The sequence below is a fragment of the Psychrobacter sp. MES7-P7E genome (assembly GCF_002863645.1).
Taxonomy (GTDB): Bacteria; Pseudomonadota; Gammaproteobacteria; order Pseudomonadales; family Moraxellaceae; genus Psychrobacter.
The window spans coordinates 1-18,958 of sequence record NZ_PJBU01000108.1; the positions used below are offsets into that span (position 1 = coordinate 1).

13 protein-coding genes and 1 pseudogene are annotated in these 18,958 nt (G+C 43.1%); 7 read left to right on the top strand and 7 right to left on the bottom strand.

Features of this window, described 5'->3' with window-relative positions; all coding sequences use genetic code 11:
- The 3 genes from CXF62_RS10175 to prmB all read right to left on the bottom strand — a co-directional run.
- Positions 1-1,268: hypothetical protein (locus CXF62_RS10175; protein ID WP_145990553.1), on the bottom strand; the 1,268-nt coding region annotated here is incomplete at its 3' end.
- Positions 1,269-1,318: 50 nt separating this feature from the next.
- Positions 1,319-2,422: a chorismate synthase gene (aroC, locus tag CXF62_RS10180; protein ID WP_102094253.1), complete on the bottom strand. Its 1,104-nt coding sequence runs from the start codon at positions 2,420-2,422 to the stop codon at positions 1,319-1,321.
- 144 nt (positions 2,423-2,566) lie between these two features.
- Positions 2,567-3,739, bottom strand: coding sequence for a 50S ribosomal protein L3 N(5)-glutamine methyltransferase (gene prmB, locus CXF62_RS10185; RefSeq protein ID WP_101206117.1), 1,173 nt, complete (start codon positions 3,737-3,739; stop codon positions 2,567-2,569).
- A 340-nt stretch (positions 3,740-4,079) separates the two neighbouring features.
- Here prmB and CXF62_RS10190 point away from each other — a divergent pair, with 340 nt between their 5' ends.
- On the top strand, positions 4,080-5,483 hold the full coding sequence (locus CXF62_RS10190) for a L,D-transpeptidase family protein (RefSeq protein WP_185156643.1): 1,404 nt from the start codon (positions 4,080-4,082) through the stop codon (positions 5,481-5,483).
- A 144-nt stretch (positions 5,484-5,627) separates the two neighbouring features.
- On the opposite strand, the gene CXF62_RS10195 is transcribed toward CXF62_RS10190, so the two are convergent.
- The gene (locus CXF62_RS10195; protein ID WP_102094255.1) at positions 5,628-5,840 is read right to left on the bottom strand and encodes a hypothetical protein; all 213 of its coding nucleotides are present in this window, start codon (positions 5,838-5,840) and stop codon (positions 5,628-5,630) included.
- Between the two features lie 275 nt (positions 5,841-6,115).
- On the opposite strand from CXF62_RS10195, the gene CXF62_RS10200 reads away from it, so the two are divergent.
- From CXF62_RS10200 to CXF62_RS10220, 5 genes and pseudogenes are all read left to right on the top strand, one after another.
- The gene (locus tag CXF62_RS10200) at positions 6,116-7,855 is read left to right on the top strand and encodes a DUF389 domain-containing protein (protein ID WP_102094256.1); all 1,740 of its coding nucleotides are present in this window, start codon (positions 6,116-6,118) and stop codon (positions 7,853-7,855) included.
- Positions 7,856-8,009: 154 nt separating this feature from the next.
- The gene (alaS, locus tag CXF62_RS10205; protein WP_102094258.1) at positions 8,010-10,682 is read left to right on the top strand and encodes an alanine--tRNA ligase; all 2,673 of its coding nucleotides are present in this window, start codon (positions 8,010-8,012) and stop codon (positions 10,680-10,682) included.
- A gap of 357 nt (positions 10,683-11,039) precedes the next feature.
- Entirely contained in the window at positions 11,040-12,326 is a 1,287-nt protein-coding gene (locus tag CXF62_RS10210) for an aspartate kinase (RefSeq protein ID WP_057759246.1), read from the top strand.
- A 430-nt stretch (positions 12,327-12,756) separates the two neighbouring features.
- Positions 12,757-12,924, top strand: a pseudogene (gene csrA, locus CXF62_RS10215) (carbon storage regulator CsrA); the annotation flags it as partial.
- A gap of 179 nt (positions 12,925-13,103) precedes the next feature.
- The gene (locus CXF62_RS10220; RefSeq protein ID WP_057759243.1) at positions 13,104-13,478 is read left to right on the top strand and encodes a HopJ type III effector protein; all 375 of its coding nucleotides are present in this window, start codon (positions 13,104-13,106) and stop codon (positions 13,476-13,478) included.
- A gap of 124 nt (positions 13,479-13,602) precedes the next feature.
- Here the strand turns inward: CXF62_RS10220 and CXF62_RS10225 are convergent, their stop codons facing one another.
- The gene (locus CXF62_RS10225) at positions 13,603-13,914 is read right to left on the bottom strand and encodes a YeaC family protein (RefSeq protein ID WP_102094259.1); all 312 of its coding nucleotides are present in this window, start codon (positions 13,912-13,914) and stop codon (positions 13,603-13,605) included.
- A gap of 55 nt (positions 13,915-13,969) precedes the next feature.
- A complete protein-coding gene (locus CXF62_RS10230) occupies positions 13,970-14,974 on the bottom strand; it encodes an NAD(+) kinase (RefSeq protein ID WP_179798759.1) in 1,005 nt (334 codons plus the stop codon).
- 319 nt (positions 14,975-15,293) lie between these two features.
- Here CXF62_RS10230 and CXF62_RS10235 point away from each other — a divergent pair, with 319 nt between their 5' ends.
- Positions 15,294-16,016: a Bax inhibitor-1/YccA family protein gene (locus CXF62_RS10235; protein ID WP_057759239.1), complete on the top strand. Its 723-nt coding sequence runs from the start codon at positions 15,294-15,296 to the stop codon at positions 16,014-16,016.
- 119 nt (positions 16,017-16,135) lie between these two features.
- Here CXF62_RS10235 and CXF62_RS10240 read toward each other — a convergent pair whose 3' ends face one another.
- On the bottom strand, positions 16,136-18,934 hold the full coding sequence (locus CXF62_RS10240) for a heavy metal translocating P-type ATPase (protein ID WP_102094261.1): 2,799 nt from the start codon (positions 18,932-18,934) through the stop codon (positions 16,136-16,138).
- Positions 18,935-18,958 lie beyond the last annotated feature (24 nt).

An 18,958-nucleotide genomic window follows, 5' to 3' on the forward strand; every position in this document is an offset into this window, starting at 1 on the left:
TTTTTATTATCGTATATTCTATTTAATTCATTATGTTGACTTGATATGTCATTAAGAACAAATTGCTTAAACTGTAGCATTCTCCTCTTAGCTTCTTCATCAAGGTCTTGCTGACATAATACACATTTATCCAAGGATTCATTTGATGGAAAGGTTTGTCCATCAGACATATTAGAACTGTGAGCAAAATCCTGAGCTGAACTCCACAGAATCCTCCATGGGCTTGTACCAAAGCTTTGGAAAGTATTCAAATCATTCAGTTCATTCCTGGCTATTTCATAAGCCTGTTTAGTACTGTCAAAACTTTGCTTGAAATCTCGAATATTAACTATAGCTTGAGTACTGAAATAACTTTCAATTTCTGATACTTTTTGAAAGTAACTTTGTAAGTTGCTTTTGGTAATCCTCAAGTCCTGTATATCTCTGCTTGGGTTTGGGCTATCTAAAATACTTTCTAAAAAACTCTTTCTATCAATATCTCTTTGATTAAATTGGATAGAATCATTTAACTGCTTATTATCGATATTCTCGATCTGACTGTACCAGCTAGAGATTGGTACATTAACTGGTGAATCTGGTAAAGCGGGCTTGACTACATTATATTGTGAAATTTCCAATTTTAGCTTAGATTGTATTTGGTTAAAAACATCGATTAAGCTTTCTAGCAAATCTATACCAACAGGTTTATATTCAGCTGGGTTATCTTTATTTATGTAAACTTCACTACATTCACTATCGAATACGAATATAGACTTTAACAGAGAATGACTTTCATTACTTTGATTCCATATCCAATCAATATTTTGACCTTCAAAACCTATTTTTATCTCAACTTGCTGCTGTGTTTGATCGCTTCTAAAAATATTAGTTTTCAATTCTATATTTGGTGCTCTACTCCAGCATAACTTCTTAAAAATCCTTGAATAGCTTGATTTCCCAGAACCGTTATTACCGTAAATGACGGTTAGACCATCTTCTGAAAACTTTAAATCTGCTTCACTATGTAAAGCAGATATATTTTTAGGATTTTTCAAACCTAGTAATTTTGGATAGTCATTATTAGTTTGAATACTTGTCGGAATATGCGTTTGATCATAAAAAATAGGTTGAATATTGACTGTATCATCACCGTGTTCTTTCTTAACTAATAAAGTTAGCTCATTAATATCATCATTATCAATAGAAGCATTTAAAATTCTTCGAAGACTGTCTCTTAGATACAATGGCTTATTTTCAGACCATGCTAATATATAATGATAAACAGACATACTTAAGCCTTTTTAAGATAAGTGTACTTTCAACAGAATTCAATGAAACACTAAGTAATCGATTGTACTGGCGGCTTCACATCCGCGTTTTGACCACGGTGACGCAGATAATGATCAAGCACTACAATCGCTAACATCGCTTCGGCAATGGGCGTAGCACGCACACCAACGCAAGGATCATGACGACCCTTAGTAAGCATATCGACTGCTTCACCTTGAGTGTTAATGCTCTTGCCAGCGGTGGTAATACTAGACGTTGGTTTTAGCGCAATACTCACACGGATATCTTGACCTGATGAGATACCGCCCAAGACACCACCAGCATGATTGGCTGCAAACCCATCTGGGGTCAGCTCATCACGAGCGCTATGTCCGAATTGACCTGCCACCGCCATCCCATCACCAATCTCAACCCCTTTAACCGCATTGATACTCATCATCGCATGAGCGATATCAGCATCCAGACGATCAAATACTGGCTCGCCAAGTCCGACTGGTACACCGCTCGCAATGATATCAAGGCGCGCGCCACAGCTAGTGCCTTCACGGCGCAAGTTATCAATCAAGGTTTCAAAACGGCCAATCGCTTCTCTGTCTGCACAAAAGAACGGATTACTATTTACAAACTCCCAATCAATTTGGCTCGGATCTAGGACGTTACTATGCTCATTGCCGATTTGGGTAACGTGACCACGAATTTGTACGCCCAGACGTTCTTGCAAGTATTTCTTAGCGATAGCACCAGCTGCTACACGCATAGCCGTCTCACGCGCTGACGAACGACCGCCACCACGATAGTCACGGAAGCCATATTTCATACTATAAGTATAGTCAGCGTGTCCAGGACGGAAAGTATCTTTGATATCGCTATAGTCTTTAGATTTTTGATTGGTATTGCGAATCAATAGACCGATAGACGTACCTGTGGTTTTGCCTTCAAATACGCCAGAGATAATCTCAACTTCATCAGACTCACGGCGCTGGGTTGAATACTTAGACGTACCCGGTTTGCGACGATCCAAATCTACTTGCAGGTCTTCTGCAGATAATGCTAAACCTGGTGGTACGCCATCAACGATGGCCATCAGGCCTGCGCCATGTGACTCACCGCAAGTGGTGACCGTAAAAACCTGCCCAATACTATTGCCTGCCATAACTGTCCTTAAACAAGTAAACGCTACTGATGACTATGTGACCAATCACTCATGGTTATTGCTTATACTGCTTATAATGAGTAATTGTATTGTTATTTATAGTTTCGGCTCGTGCAGCCGATGTCTATCCGACCCAATATCTGTCTATTGAAGGCTATCTAATAGCTGAACATAAGAGGCAAACAATTGACGGTTTGAGACTAGCTCATCATAGGTAATCGCAAAGACACCATGACCGCCATGTGCAAACTTCAACCAATCAAACTGGATTTCAGGATAGGCTTGTTTTAGTGCCCATTCGCTGTCACCTACTTCACAGATCAGCAAACCATCTGGGCTAAGGTAATCTGGCGCTTCAAATAAGATACGATGTACCAAATCTAAGCCGTCTTGGCCAGCTGCTAGTGCATGCTCAGGCTCATACAAAAACTCAGGCGGTAAATCTGCCATGATAGCCGCATCGACGTACGGTGGATTGGTGACGATAAGCTCATACTGGTTTTCAGCAGGTATCTTGGCAAACAAATCAGACTCGATTACGTTTACTTGATGGCCAAGATCATGATGATCGACATTGACCATTGCCACTTCTAATGCGCCTTTATCGATATCAACAGCATCGACCAACGCATCAACGAAACGGGTAGCAAGCGCGATTGCGATACAACCAGAGCCAGTACACAAGTCCAAGATACGCTCAGGCTGCGACAATTGCTTCACATCCAAGCCATGGTCATAAAATACCGCTGACTTTTCGTTCGGACTGACACCCAGTGGTTTGGCCAATTCAGTAACTTCAAAGTACGGATGGAACTGCTGACGAATCAACTCTGCAATCGGTGAACGCGGGATAAGAACACGCTCATCGACATAAAAAGGCAGGTCGCAGAAGTATGACAAGTTAATTAAATAACTGAGTGGCTTACGTTCAGCGATACGCTCTTCTAATAGTCCTAGTACCAACTGTTTTTCAGACGTGGTCAGACGACAGTCTAAAATCTGCTCATTAGCAGACCAATCGAGAGACAAAGAGTGCAAGACAATGGCTGACGCTTCTGCAAACTCATCGGTCGTACCTTGTGCAACAACGACGTCGTAGTTACGCAGCTGCGTGACTGAAAAACGAATAAAGTCGCGAATACTGACAAGCTGCTCACGTGCTTCGTTTAGCTCTGCATGTAAGTTAGCAAATTCATCGTGCTCACCAAGAAGTCCAGTCTCTAAATCATACTCCATCTCACCGTCTAAGCCTTCAGACTCATCATTGAAGTATTGGTTTTGAAACTCTTCTGCACTCATTGTTTGGTCTTCTGACATATCGCACCTTGTGGATTAACTGCTAGCGGGTTAAATTGCTGTTTGCTAAAAATCGTTATATTAAATAAAATTCAGTCATACATTATAGACGTAAACCTCTAGTAGCGCCAATAACTGTCATTTTTACTTGCACAAAAAATAGTGCGAATAATGGACAGTTTGCGTAAGAATCGAGCACGACGCCATACACACCTTGGTTAAATTATTACCCAACTGTAGCGAATACGTCAGCAGTTGACGTTTGGCAAGTCTTAAATGCAAAAAGATGTGTCAAAAGTTTGCGATGCAATCAAATTATGCGCATAATAGCCGCATTAGTAGCAACCACAAGTGACTCAATATGATGAAAATAAAGCCAATTATTACTGCCATATCTATCGCAGCTGTAAGTGCTAGTGTAGCCGCACTTGCTGCACCTGCCGATAGTACTCGCACATTGCCAGTACGCACGGCTGACGCTATGCCAGGTCTTGCCAAAAAGGTTAGCCTTAATGTGCAAGAAAACCGTAGTCGCTCAGATGGCGCTGCTACTGTACAGTTAAATACAGAGAAAGCGAAACCAGTCGACAGCATGAACCAGCTTATCAATAATAAGCAAGAAGCCAACCAAAACGTGCCAGCCCCAGTTGCTGATAATATGAGTGCAGCAGAACTAACGCGTAAAGATGAGCAAGCTGACCGCAATGATGACATTAGTGAAGGTCAAGCCGTCGCTGCGCCTAGCGACCTATCATCTATCGACTCGTCTGATCCACTCGCTTTTGAGTTACCAGAGAACGAAAAGCGTCAAGACTTTAGCGACGATCCAACCATCAAAAACATCGAAGACAAAGATGGTAAGAAGCATACAACGCTGAACTTGTCGAACTATGCCAAGCAAGTGAATGGTGCTGTCTGGTCACCTAATATGAAAGTCAACTCAGCGATGACGATCAAAATGCAGGCATTGCTTGATTGGAACCATGCTTCTCCTGGTCCTATTGATGGCGGTTGGGGTATGAACAGCAAAAAAGCCCTTGTTAACTTCCAAACGATGAAAGGCTTGCCAGCGACTGGTAAAATGGACCAAAAAACTTGGGATGCCTTGGTTAAAAATATCCCTGCGAACAAACCTGTACTGGTCACTTATACGTTGACCGCAGACGATATCAATACCAATTTTGCGACTACCCCTTCTGGTTCGGAAGCGAAGTCAAAAATGAAAGGTCTTTATTATCAAGATATCAAAGAGATGCTAGGTGAACGTTTCCATATGGATGTACGTTACTTAGATAAACTTAACAAAAACAAAAAGTATGCTGTTGGCGAGACTATCACAGTACTAAATACTCGCGACAAGCTGAACCAACGTATTAATCGCGTAGTCGCCAACAAAGCCGATAAAACATTGTATGCCTATAATGGTGATAAGTTGGTTGCTACTTATCCGACGACCGTTGGTAGCGATGCCACACCGTCTCCAAAAGGCACGTTCAAAATCATCAATAAAGTGAAAATGCCTTGGTATAAATCAACCGTTGGTGAAGGCGCTCAAAAGAAAGTTCATATGATAGCACCAGGACCAAACAACCCAGTCGGTGTCGTTTGGATGGGATTATCTAAGCCTTCTTACGGTTTACATGGCTCACCAGTACCTGAAGGTATCAGTCGTCAAGGCTCAGCAGGTTGTGTTCGTTTGACCAACTGGGATGTGTTAGAAGTTTATGCCAATATCGAAAATGGCGCAGTTGTCGAACTTCAATAAATAGAACCTTATTGAATCTAGCTTCGATGCTAGTTAGCAGATATTTTTAATGATAAAAAAGACCTCAATATTGAGGTCTTTTTTTGTTTGCTGATAGGCGGTTCCACTTCACATCGATAACATTGCTTGTCCTTATGTTTGATTTTATGTTTTATAGCCTTCTTCATTGCCAGTAATACTGCCAATTTTTTTGGTAAAGAATAATCCTGCAGGTATCGAAGCTAGAACGCCCAATCCCACTGCTATTTGAATATGAAATATCTCATCGAACCCTGTAATGAGAGCACCAATCATAAAAAGTCCGATAGTCACAGTAGCTGCCATTGAGTAGATGACAGAAAATAACGGCCAGTTCATAAATTATTCCTTATCTTTATTGTGGATATAATATATTTAACCTTAATTCCACAAAAAAAGTAAGTATTTATCGTGAACCCTTGTAGCATCTATATTGAATGACTTTAGAATAAAAACCATGCTATTATTAAGGTTTTAGACTTAATCATAAGAAATACCAGTTCTTACTCCCACCTTCTCTCAACTCTTTTTTATATTTTCAAGAATCCCCTATATCTTTATCTATTTATCATTACAATAATGACTTTCTTTACCTACTAAGAACGCTATCTGCTATGTCCTCATCTGAAAAAAACACTGCGCCTAACTCAGTGGATCAAAATGATTCACCAATCATTATTGACGCCTCTCACAATCAAGACGCGACAATTGACCCAGTAGTTGATGATGCCGCTGTAGACAATGATGAAAGCGAAGACAATCAACACAAGCAATCGACTGATACAGATGGCGAAATAGACTCCGAAGTAGACACTGAATGTGCGCAGCCACCTGACGCTGAGATAACCATGGAAACTATCAGTGACGATGTGGTCGTAGCAACCTTAGAATCGACAGAACCTGAGTCACAATCAAATACTGAAGCGTCTGAGGTTGCAGAATCAGAGTCTATAGAAGCGAAAGAGAAGTCCGATTTCTTCCAGTCGGATACGGCAGAAACAACAGAAAAAAGTGCTCAAGATGATAGTGATGCTGAAGTAACGGTAGAAGTAGAAGACGACCCTGCTGATGACACAAATATCGCAGCACAGTCATCAGATAACAAAACAGCCAATCAACCAAAAACAAAAAACAAATCTAGTCGCGATGACGACCATCAAAATAATGACTCAGAAGATAAAAACCAAAGTAAAAACAACGATGTAGAAGATAGCGACGCTCAAAAACCTCAAGATGAAAGTGACGAAGATGAGGTTCAAGAGGAAAAAGAAGCCAAGCTTGAATCTTATAAGCAGTTTGTCGCCGAGCAGTTCAGCAATCAAAAGGTAGATTACCCAGAAGTACGGGTTAGAATCGAGGCGAACGCGCTGCCTAGCAAGATGTACTTCATCATGAACATCTTATCTGCCATCATTGCGAGTTATGGCCTAGTGACCAATTCAGCAGCCGTGGTCATTGGAGCAATGTTAGTTGCGATGATGCTAGGCCCTATTACGGGTATAGCGCTAGCAATTATCGATCACCGTATGCCACTGCTACGTAAGTCGCTTTTTACCGTTATTATCGGTGTCTCGCTGGTGGTATTGGTCGGCTTTATCGTTGGTTGGCTACATAAAGACCAACCGCTAACGGCAGAAATCCTATCACGTACCCAGCCCACCTCTATGGATTTAATGATTGCCTTAGCAGGTGGTACAGCTGGCGCGTACGCGATGGTATCTCCGCATCTCTCGGTTGCGGTTGTTGGCGTTGCGGTTGCCACAGCCTTGGTGCCACCACTGGCTGCTAGTGGTATCTTGCTCGCTAATGGCGAGATGCAGCTTGGGCTTGGTGCGCTATTATTGGCAGCGACCAACATTCTTGCTATCCAGTTTACCAATGCGCTTGTATTGTGGGTCTTAGGGTTTCGTCGTTTGGTCGATGACGATTATAAATCCAATACCTATTTGACTTTTTTGCAGCGTAACGCCGTGACTTTATTACTACTTGGTGGCTTAGGTGCCTACTTAACCATCAACCTACAGACCAATGCCAAGCAGCAAGTGTTTGAGAGTAATGTCAAAGAAACCATTAACAACTACTTTATCGACCAAGGCAATGTATTAACCAATACGCAATTTGATACCTCAGAAGAAAATCAAGTAGTGCGGGCAATCGTACGTGGAGAGACTTTGCCGAGCTCATATGACGTACGCCAGATTGAGACACTCATTACTAATGATATGGCAGAGAATTTCCCAGAGTACTTGCCAATTAAGCTCCAACTACGTTATTTGCCTGTGCAAGTAATCGAGTCCAATCCAACGACGCAAGACAAATTGGATGAAACGGATGCGGCAATTTTGACCAATTAATCTTAATACTCTATAAATTAGGCGATGACTAGCACACGTATAATAACCTAGTAGTTATAACTCTTGTACCAAGAGCTTGGGCGTTTGTGCTAAAATCGCTTGCAAAATTATTTTATGTCATTTACTCAATTCTATCCGTCAGTAAGGAGCCGCTGTGAGCCAGCCATTTCGCTCAGCCGATATTCGCCAAGCCTTTATCGATTTTTTCATAAGCAAGCAGCACACCCAAGTTTCATCGTCTAGCTTGATTCCACACAATGATCCGACATTGCTATTTACCAATGCCGGTATGAATCAATTTAAAGAAACCTTTTTGGGTATGGAACCACGTGACTATACACGTGCGGTAACCTCGCAAAAGTGCGTACGTGCTGGCGGCAAACATAATGATTTGGATAATGTCGGCTATACCGCACGTCATCATACTTTCTTTGAAATGCTTGGTAATTTCTCGTTTGGTGATTATTTCAAGCAAGCAGGCATCGAGTACATTTGGGAGTTTTTGACCTCGGAGAAGTGGTTAGCGATTGATAAAAATCGTCTTTATGTCACTATCTATGAAACTGACGACGAAGCCTTTGAGATTTGGAATAAAAATATCGGCATTCCAAGTGAGCGCATCATTCGTATTGGTGATAACAAGGGTGCTCCTTACGCTTCTGATAACTTTTGGACAATGGGTGATACTGGTCCTTGTGGTCCTTGTACCGAAGTCTTTTATGACCATGGCGCCGACATCGAAGGCGGCTTGCCAGGTACCCCAGAAGAAGACGGCGATCGCTATATTGAGATTTGGAACTGCGTATTCATGCAGTTCAATCGTCAAAAAGACGGCACGCTATTACCACTCCCTGCACCTAGCGTCGATACAGGCATGGGGCTTGAGCGTATTAGTGCCATCATGCAAGGCGTTCATGGCAACTATGAGATCGACTTGTTTGTCCATTTGATGGACGCAGCGGCTGACATCTTAGAAATCAATAATGAGCAACAATCATCATTAAAAGTCATCGCCGACCATATTCGTGCTGTAGCATTTTTGATTGCTGATGGTGTCACGCCAAGTAACGAAGGTCGTGGCTATGTATTGCGCCGTGTCATTCGTCGCGCAGTACGTCATGGCAACAAACTTGGTGCTGATAGCGAATTCTTCTATAAAATGGTTGCGCCGCTTGTGGCTGAAATGGGCAGTGCCTATCCTGAGCTAAAAGACAAGCAGAGCGTCATCGAAAACGCCATTCAAAAAGAAGAAGCACAGTTTGCTAAAACACTGGCACAAGGCTTACGTTTACTTGCCAGCGAACTTGAAGGCTTGCAAGATGGCGATACGCTATCTGGTGAAGCGGCATTTAAGCTTTATGATACCTATGGTTTCCCACTTGATTTGACCGCCGATATCACTCGTGAGCGTGGTATTGCTATTGATGAAGCGGAATTTGATGAGCATATGCAGGCACAACGTGAGCGTGCGCGTGATGCTGGCAAGTTTGACGTCGATTACAGCAGTGTCATCCAAGTAGAAACACCAACGACATTTATCGGCTATGAGCAGCTTGAAGAAGACGGCGTGACTATTGACGCGCTTTATCAAGACGGCAACCCAGCAGACAGCTTAACAGAAGGCATGGAAGGCGTTGTGGTATTAGATCGCACCCCATTTTATGCCGAAGGTGGTGGTCAAGTTGGTGAGCTTGGTGAAATTCGTACAGCATCTGGCGTCTTTGAAGTACAAGATACCAAAAAATCTGGTCAGGCGATTATCCATTATGGTGTCGTGACCATGGGTGATATCAGTACTAAGCAGACTGCTGAAGCGCAAGTACTGTCCAGCATTCGTGCAGCCAGCGCCAAAAACCACTCAGCCACTCACCTATTGCATGCAGCGCTAAGAGAAGTGCTGGGCGACGCGGTCACGCAAAAAGGCTCACTAGTTTCAAGCGAAGTGTTACGTTTTGACTTTGCTTATGACAAACCTGTCAGCGCCGCTGAGATCATGCGTGTTGAACGTCTCGTTAATGAGCAAATTCAAGCCAACACCCCTGCCCGTATCGAGCATATGTCGATTGACGAAGCGATGAATCAAGGCGCTATGGCACTGTTTGGCGAAAAGTATGGCAGTGACGTTCGAGTCCTAACCATGGGTACAGATCGTATCGTTGATGGTCAGCGCAAGCCTTTCTCTATCGAGCTATGTGGTGGCTTGCACGTACAGCGTACTGGCGATATCGGTGTGCTAAAAATCACCAGTGAGTCTGGTATTGCTGCTGGTATCCGCCGAGTTGAAGCTGTCACTGGCATGAACGCGGTCAAAAACATTCAGCAAAGCGAGCAACAACTGAGCGAGCTCACAAGTCAGCTAAAAGTAAAACGTCCTGAAGTAGCGCAGCGTGTCCGTACGATGGCTGATAAGCAACGCGACCTAGAAAAACAACTAGAGCGCTTGCAGCAAAAAATCGCCAGCGCTCAAGCAGCCAATTTGCTTGATGATGTACAAACGATCGCCGGTACGCCAGTTCTTATCAGCACCTTAAGCGGTATCGATGGTAAATCTATCCGTACGCTGATGGACGATATCAAATCAAAACTGCCTGATAGCGTGATTGTATTAATTGGTGATAAAGATGACCAGTTAGCACTCGCAGCGAGCGTCGCAAAATCTGTTACTGCCAAAGTGAAGGCTGGTGATATTATTCGTCACTTGGCAGGTGAGCTTGGTGGTAAAGGTGGCGGTAAGCCTGACTACGCACAAGGCGGTGCACCGAAGTCTGGCAATAGTACAGCGGTTATCAGCGCTCTACCTGCTTGGATTGAAACCCAGCTTAGCTAAGCTGGCGAATATTAAACTCGCGAATATACTGGTATAGCGCGTCACAATGTACCTTATATTTATCGCATAGCTTTACTCCACTACGCATAGAATACGTGATTGGTTATAACTACTATAACCAATCGCCATACATCTAAGCGCTCCTGAGGCTTAAAGTTATGCGGCAGATATGGTATAAAGGTCAACGTTTGGGCATATTGTTCATTCCATAAGGTTGATAGATACCATTAGAAGAATGAAAGACCTAAAGGCATAACTCTTATCATCTGGCTTTATCTATACAAGCATTGACGAGCATCACATTGACTCTCATCAATGACAATAAAAAGTCATTATTGAATAAATAGGTAGATTTTTATGGCGTTAATAGTACAGAAATACGGCGGCACCTCGATGGGCAGTATCGACCGCATCAAAAACGTCGCCAAACGAGTCAAACGCTGGCATGACAATGGTCATCAAGTGGTCGTCGTGGTCTCAGCCATGAGCGGCGAAACCAACCGTTTGATTGATCTAGCTCGCCAAATTAGCACGCAACCTGATCCTCGCGAATACGATCAGATGGTCTCAACAGGTGAGCAGGTTTCTATCTCACTCCTCGCTATGGCCATTAAAGAGCTTGGTATTGGTGCCCGTTCAATGACTGGTCGCCAAGTCGCGATTAAGACCGACAACGCCCATAACAAAGCCCGTATCGAAAGCATCGATGACAAAAACATACGTGAGCAATTAGATGCTGGCAATATCGTTATTGTGGCAGGTTTCCAAGGTATCGACGAAGAAGGCAACGCGACCACATTAGGACGCGGTGGTTCTGATACCACAGGTGTGGCGATTGCCGCGGCCTTGGGCGCTGACGAGTGTCAAATTTATACCGACGTCGATGGCGTCTATACCACTGACCCTCGCGTGACCTCAAAAGCCAAAAAACTTGAAAAAATTACATTTGAAGAAATGCTTGAAATGGCAAGTCTTGGCTCTAAGATTCTACAAATTCGCTCAGTAGAATTCGCTGGTAAATATGGCGTGCCGCTACGTGTACTCTCTAGCTTTGATGAAAACACAGACGGTAGCTTTGACCAAGAATTTCAAGACAACGTGGGTACCCTAATTACGATAGACGAAGGAGACAATATGGAACAGGCAATCATCTCAGGTATCGCGTTCAATAGAGACGAAGCAAAAATCTTAGTACGCGGCGTGCCTGACCATCCTGGTATCGCCTCTGCTATCTTAAGCCCAATTGGTCGTGCCAATATCGAAATCGATATGATTGTACAAAACCTTTCGGATAACGGTACCACTGATTTTACTTTCACGGTTAACCGCACTGATTTAGATAAGACGCTAAAAGTGCTTAACGAAGAAGTAAAAGATGAAATTGGCGCCAAAGAAATATTGGGCAACAGTGAAGTCGTCAAAGTGTCATTGGTTGGTGTTGGCATGCGTTCACACGCAGGTGTCGCTAGTCTTATGTTCCAAACACTGGCTGAAAACAACATCAATATCCAAATGATTTCAACCAGCGAAATCAAAGTGTCGGTCCTAATTCAGGATCAACACTTAGAAAAAGCCGTTAAGTCATTGCACACGGCATTTGGCCTAGATCGTGAAGACGGTGAAAGCAAAATCGCTGGGCTATAAGACATAAAAACTGTTAAAATATAGCATTAGCTTTAATGGTTATCTATTAATCGCTATTAATGACTTTATACTTTATATAGTATATAGATAAACAGCATTTAAATTAATAGCGTTTGAATTAATAGTATCTAAATAAAAACAGTACTTAAATAAAATAGGATCTTTTTAGGTCCTATTTTTATTTTTTAGCATAGTTGAAATGAGCATTTACCTAATAGTTTTGTGAAAAACCGTGACAGTATCTGTTATGCCGCCTATAATGGGGCTTTCATTTGGGCTAAATGAATCTACCTATCATTACCGCTATTGGCACGATATCTGGCATCGTGATAATGGTTATATTGCATGTTTGGTGCTGCGGTGATGTTCTGCAATTGAGAAGTAATCTGATGAGTAATAATTTGTTGATGCGACATAAGGAGTGTGACGCATGTTAATTTTGACACGCCGCGTGGGCGAAACGCTAATGATTGGCGACGAAGTAAGTGTGACGGTTCTAGGCGTCAAAGGCAATCAAGTACGTATCGGTGTAAACGCACCTAAAGATATTGCAGTACACCGCGAAGAGATTTATCAACGTATTCAGCATGAGCGTTCTGTACAGTCGCAAATGCAGCATCTTGAACAAGGCAACTTTTCGCCTTCGTTTGATGACGAAGACTACTTTAATCGCTAAGCTAGCTAAATTATAATGCTGAACGCTCAACGGCTACTATCATCATTGAGCACACATAAATATTATATTGTTTTTTTAATCTGCTCTGAGGTCATTTATTTATGAGTATCCGCCAATCAGATGTATCGGCATTACTTAATGGTTTGAACAAAAAAGCCATTGGATTCAATGATGTCATCAGCTTTATCGATGATTTTTATCGCTATGCGCCTGCTCCTTTCGTAAATGGAATGGTACATAATGCAGCCGGTGAGAACGAAGGTAGCGCAAAGATTTTTGGTTTTGCTAAGCACCATGGCCTGAACCAATTGGACACGCTTAAGCTATTTGGCGAGCATTATGCCAAGGTTCAAGCAACGCCTAACGGTACCGATCATGCCAATATCCGTAATTTTTTACATTGGGGCTGGCAAGGATTTTTGATGCAAAAGAACCCGCTAACGGTTCGTCCTAGTGTCGATACGACTGCTATTTAATCGTCTATGATGATTAAGCTATTTCTGATAATTTAATTATTGATAAAGTAAAAAAGCCACGCTATATAGCGTGGCTTTTTATGATAATTGTTTTTATCACAACTATTACAACTTATTTATAAATCTATTTATCACGAAACTTAACAGGCTGTACCGCACCTTTAGGATTCGGCATATTAGGGTAGTGATGCTCGTGCTCGACATCACATTCAGCGCCAACGACAGTACCATCGTCTTTTACGGGTTTATGAATATAACCTGTACGCTCAGCTGGCGGCAGATGCTCATGTTCCCATACCATCACAGCTTGCATACAAGTCTCACGCTGCTCAGCGGTAATCTTACGACCGTCAGGCCATTTACCTAGCTCAATCGCCATACGAAATTTATCAACCACTTCGGGCGTTAGACTTGCTAGTATTGTTTGTTTATCCATCTTGCCTACTCTCCACTACCATTTTTTGCATCATATTTTGGTCTAATAGATACGCTTATTCATCGTCTATAATATCATCATCGACATCAAGACTGAATTCTTCGGCATGTACGTTCCAGTGCAGCTTTGTACGGCAGGCCTCATAAAAGTCAAACCCAGGTGGGTGCAACAAGGTAAGCTTATCAGGATGCTTACGAATATGGAGGCGCTGCTCTTGCTCAAGTGGCACGCTTGGCTTACCGTCCGCACTTACCATCGGCTGAGTACGATTGTCTTCGTGGATACGAATACAAACCTCACTATTACCGCTGACCACAATCGGTCTGCTAGATAATGTATGGGGATGCATCGGCACCAGACAAATAGCGTCCATACTCGGATGAATAATTGGACCGCCACCTGATAAGGCATAAGCAGTAGAACCAGTCGGTGTTGCTGCTATCAAGCCATCACTATGCTGTCTATAAACGTCATGTCCATCAATTTTCATCTGAAAATCAATCATATGTACGGATTTACCAGCATGCAGTACGATGTCGTTCAGCGCCATGTCTTCATGGATAATTTTGCGCCCTTCTCGTATCTCCATAGTCAATAAAAACCGATGGTCCAGTTGATAGTCCCCCATCAATACTTGGCGTAACTTAAAGGCAGCTTCATCAGGTTTTACATCTGCTAAAAATCCTAAACGACCACGGTTAACCCCTAATACAGGTACACGGTAGCGTGCTAGCGCTTCAGCCGCATGTAGTATCGAACCATCACCGCCAACAACAATAACCAAATCACAAATCTCACCAATCAAACCACGTTTGACGATTTTGACTCTTTCTATGTCTGTGAGATCAAGCGTTGGCAAATTGGCCGTTTGTACATCCATTATCAACGTCAAATTCATATCATTCACGGTTTGGGCAATCTGTACCAAGCTTTGAGTGACACTACGTTTACCAGCACGGCCCATTAGACCAATACGCCTAAAGGCGGGGTTTTTAATAGCGTGGAATAGCTCTGATTCATGTAAGTGTGGCAATCTTGCTGACTGCGCTGAGTTTTCCATAAAACGACTCGGTATAACGGTGAAGTACAAGGTAATGATAGCGATAAATGCGCGCTTAGACTAGCATGTTTATGAATTATCGTTGTTAACTGTCGTAACTGACCCCATATAAAAGCTATCGAATGTTTTACTTAGTCAGATCTGTCTGTTCAGTTTTTCAATTAGCGTATTGGGCGATACTGTAGCTCGATGCACTAGACAATGAACAGCCTGAGGTTGCACCGCAGCAGTTGTCACGCAAACACAGTTGACAATAATGGCGGTTTTGCTAAAGTAACTAACATCACTATTTTTATATTTTATTATTAAGGACTTATGTATGGCCAATCCTATTGTCAGTCGCGCAGAACTTGCGATCGGCGGTAATCCAATGACGGTCAAGGGCGTAATTCAAAAGACCAGCTTGTTACTTGGTTTATCAGCTATTACTGGTGTGGGCTTTTTCTTTTATGCGCTTATGGCAGGTTTATCGCAAGGTTTTATTACGATGGCAGCCTTTGGTAGCATGATTGCTGCGTTTGTTCTGGCTCTTTTTATTACCTTCAAGCCGCAAAAAGCCAAGACTTTGGCAGTGCCTTACGCCTTGTTAGAAGGTATATTTTTGGGCGGCATCTCATTATTTTTCATGAGAATGTATCCAACAGTACCAGTCACTGCAATGTGCGCAACTTTCGTCACAGCTGCAGTTATGCTTGGGTTATATCGTTCAGGTTTAGTTAAGGTTACTGAAAAGTTCCGTTCTATCGTGACCTCGGCGGTCATTGCCATTATGCTTGTTTATGTAGCACAGTGGGTACTTTCTCTAGCGTTTGGCTCATCATTGCCGTTCCTATTTGAAGGTGGCGCTATCGCTATTGGCTTTAGCTTATTTGTCATCGTTATCGCTTCTTTCACCTTGCTATTAGATTTCGATAATATTGATCGCGGTGTTGCGATGGGTGTGTCTGAAGATTACGAGTGGTTGTTCAGTATTGGTATTCTTGCGACCTTAGTCTGGATGTATATCGAATTTATGCGTCTGCTAAGCTATCTACAAGACTAATTGTAAGAGCTACCTAACAATATCTTTGTATAGAAAAAACCGCCTTCCATTTGATGGAAGGCGGTTTTTTTATGAGCAAACTTTACAGACCTGTTTATATTGAATGCTTTTTAAAGAGACTAAGCACGTTTTAAGCGCAATGCATTTAATACGACAAATAGCGAACTGAGCGACATACCAATTGCAGCGAGCCATGGTGGCACATAGCCTAAAGCCGCTGGTATCAGGACGATACTATTATAAGCGAGCGCCCAGCGGAAGTTTTGCTTGATAATACGTTCCGTCTTATCAGAGATACGTTTAGCCGCAGTGATGGCCTCAATTTGTCCATTTAAGATAATACTATCACTGGATACTTGTGCTAAGTCTGCCGCACCTGCAATCGAGGTCGACACATCTGCTGCGGCTAGCACTGGTGCATCGTTGATACCATCACCCACCATCAATACTACCGCACCTTGCGCCTGTAGCTGTTGAATATGATTGACTTTATCAGTCGGTGATAGGCCATTGTATGCAGCTTGCATACCTAAACTCTCAGCCATGACTAGCGCTTGCGGGCTTGGATCACCTGTCAACATAACAGACTCGATACCTAGCTCTTTGAGTGTATCGAGCATCGACTGCGCACTATCACGTACCTTGTCATTGAAATAAAAGCATGCCAGCGCGTGCCATTTTTTGCTATCAGTATTTTGATAAGACAATACCACTGCTGAGCTGGCTCGCTGAGCTACCAGATCAATGGTTAAATCATTACTAGCATCTATATCATTGGCGCTGTCATTTGTTTTATCTAACGCAAAGTCCTTGTGACCGATTCGATATACAGTGCCATCAATCATCGCTTCTACACCGCCTGCTGGATAATGCTGTACGGCTTGCGTCGATGGTAGATGTAACTGATAGGCTGCCGTCAGTAACGCGTGGGCAATTGGATGACGACTCCCTACTTCTAGTGCAGCTGCAATGGCCAACAGCGTATCTTTTTGCGCTGTTAATGATAAATCGACAGTTTCGTTCTGGATTTTTGGTGTGATTAACTCAATATTTAATAAATTTGGTTTGCCATAAGTCAGTGTTCCTGTCTTGTCAAAGGCAACATGTGTGATTTCAGCTAGCGTTTGTAGTGTATGTCCACGCGTCGTCAAAAAACCATAGCTTGCCAGACGATTGGTTGAGACGGTTAAGGCAATCGGCGTCGCTAACGATAGCGCACAAGGACAAGTAGCGACCAAGACTGCCACCGTCGCCCAAATGGCTTGGCTTGGATCAACGATATACCAGCCAACAAATACCAAAACGGATAAAACCAAAATACGCGCGACAAACCAACGTGCCAGCTTATCTGCTTGTTGCGCCAATTTGGGTTTTTCGCTCATGGCACGATTCATCAATCGATCAATTAAGCCTATCTGGCTGTCTTTTGGCAATGCGGTGACTAACATCTCAAACGGCTGGCTATCGTTTTGTGCACCGCCGACAATATAATCGCCTTGAGATTTGATGATTAAATCACCCTCGCCCGTCAGTAGACTTTGTGACACCGTTGCAGTAGAACTTAGCAAGATACCATCACTGATAATCTCAGAACCCGCTTCAACCAAAATGATGTCGCCCACTTGTAAACTATGAGCGGTGACCATTTGCTTTGACTCTATATCGCCTTCGGGCTGTGATTGCGTATTCGGTTGGTTACGTGACTGCTGCCATTCTTGAGCGATACGCGATGTGAGCTGATAAACATTGGCGTCCATACGCTGCATAAAGTCAGGCATCGGCTCTACTGTAGCCGACTCACCTTTAGTAGTTTCATTTTCAATAAGCTCATCTTGCTGAGACTCATTTTCTTTCAGCAGTTGTAAAATACGCTCGGCAGCTGCTTTGTCTTCAGCGACTTTTTGCACCAATACCGGCTCGACCACCACCAAATCATTAGCCATAGTCGCGGCTTTTAGACGTGCGTTATGCTCGATATAACGCCCTGCTAACAGAAAGAAGATAAACATGCTGACCGAGTCATAATACGTCTCCCCTTGCCCAGTGATGGTAGCGTAGAGACTGGCAAAGAAAGTGATAATCAATGCAAGACTGACGGGCACATCCATATTGACTTGGCGCGCACGAATTGCTGACCATGCAGAGGTGAAGAAAGGAATGCCAGCATAGAAAAATACAGGCGTACTCACAAATAAAGACACCCAACGCAAAAAGTCACGTTGGAATATCAACATGTCGCTATACTCACCAAAATAAAGCGCAACGGCATACATCATCGCTTGCATCGAACCTAGTGCAGCGATGCCGAGACGCAATAGCATTTGATTGTTATGACGTGCCAGCATGGCTTCGTGTGTATCTTGGCGATAAGGCTTGGCTTCGTAGCCGATTTCGTTGATGACCGCTAAAATACGACTGATGGGTAATTTGTTTTCATCCCAAATGACCCGCATACGTTGGTTGGTCAGATTTACCTGACATTTACCAATACCCTCTAGCTCATCGAGACGCGACTCAATCAGCCAAGTACAGGCAGCACAGCGTAAGTTATTAACCGACAGCTCTGCTACTGACATGCCATCTTGCGCGTAAACGAACTGTGATTTTATCTCGTCATGATCGTAGACCTCAAGACGCGTCAGCTGAGTTGGCAAACTTGCCGTACGATTAATTTCCGATCGGTCAAGATAATACTGCTCAAGACCAGCCTCTACTATGCTTTGGGCAGCTAACTGACAGCCCATACAACACATCTCTCGTGACTGACCTAATATCTCAGCATAAAACGGTGGCTGAGGTACGGGATCGCCGCAGTGAAAGCAGTGGTCAGCCAGCGGAAGCACTAAGCCTTCGATGATAGAAGTGTCTTCATAAGAGTGATTGGTAGCAGATGATACTGATGATGGGATACTAGACATAGTCGCGCTTACTTCCTTTGACAG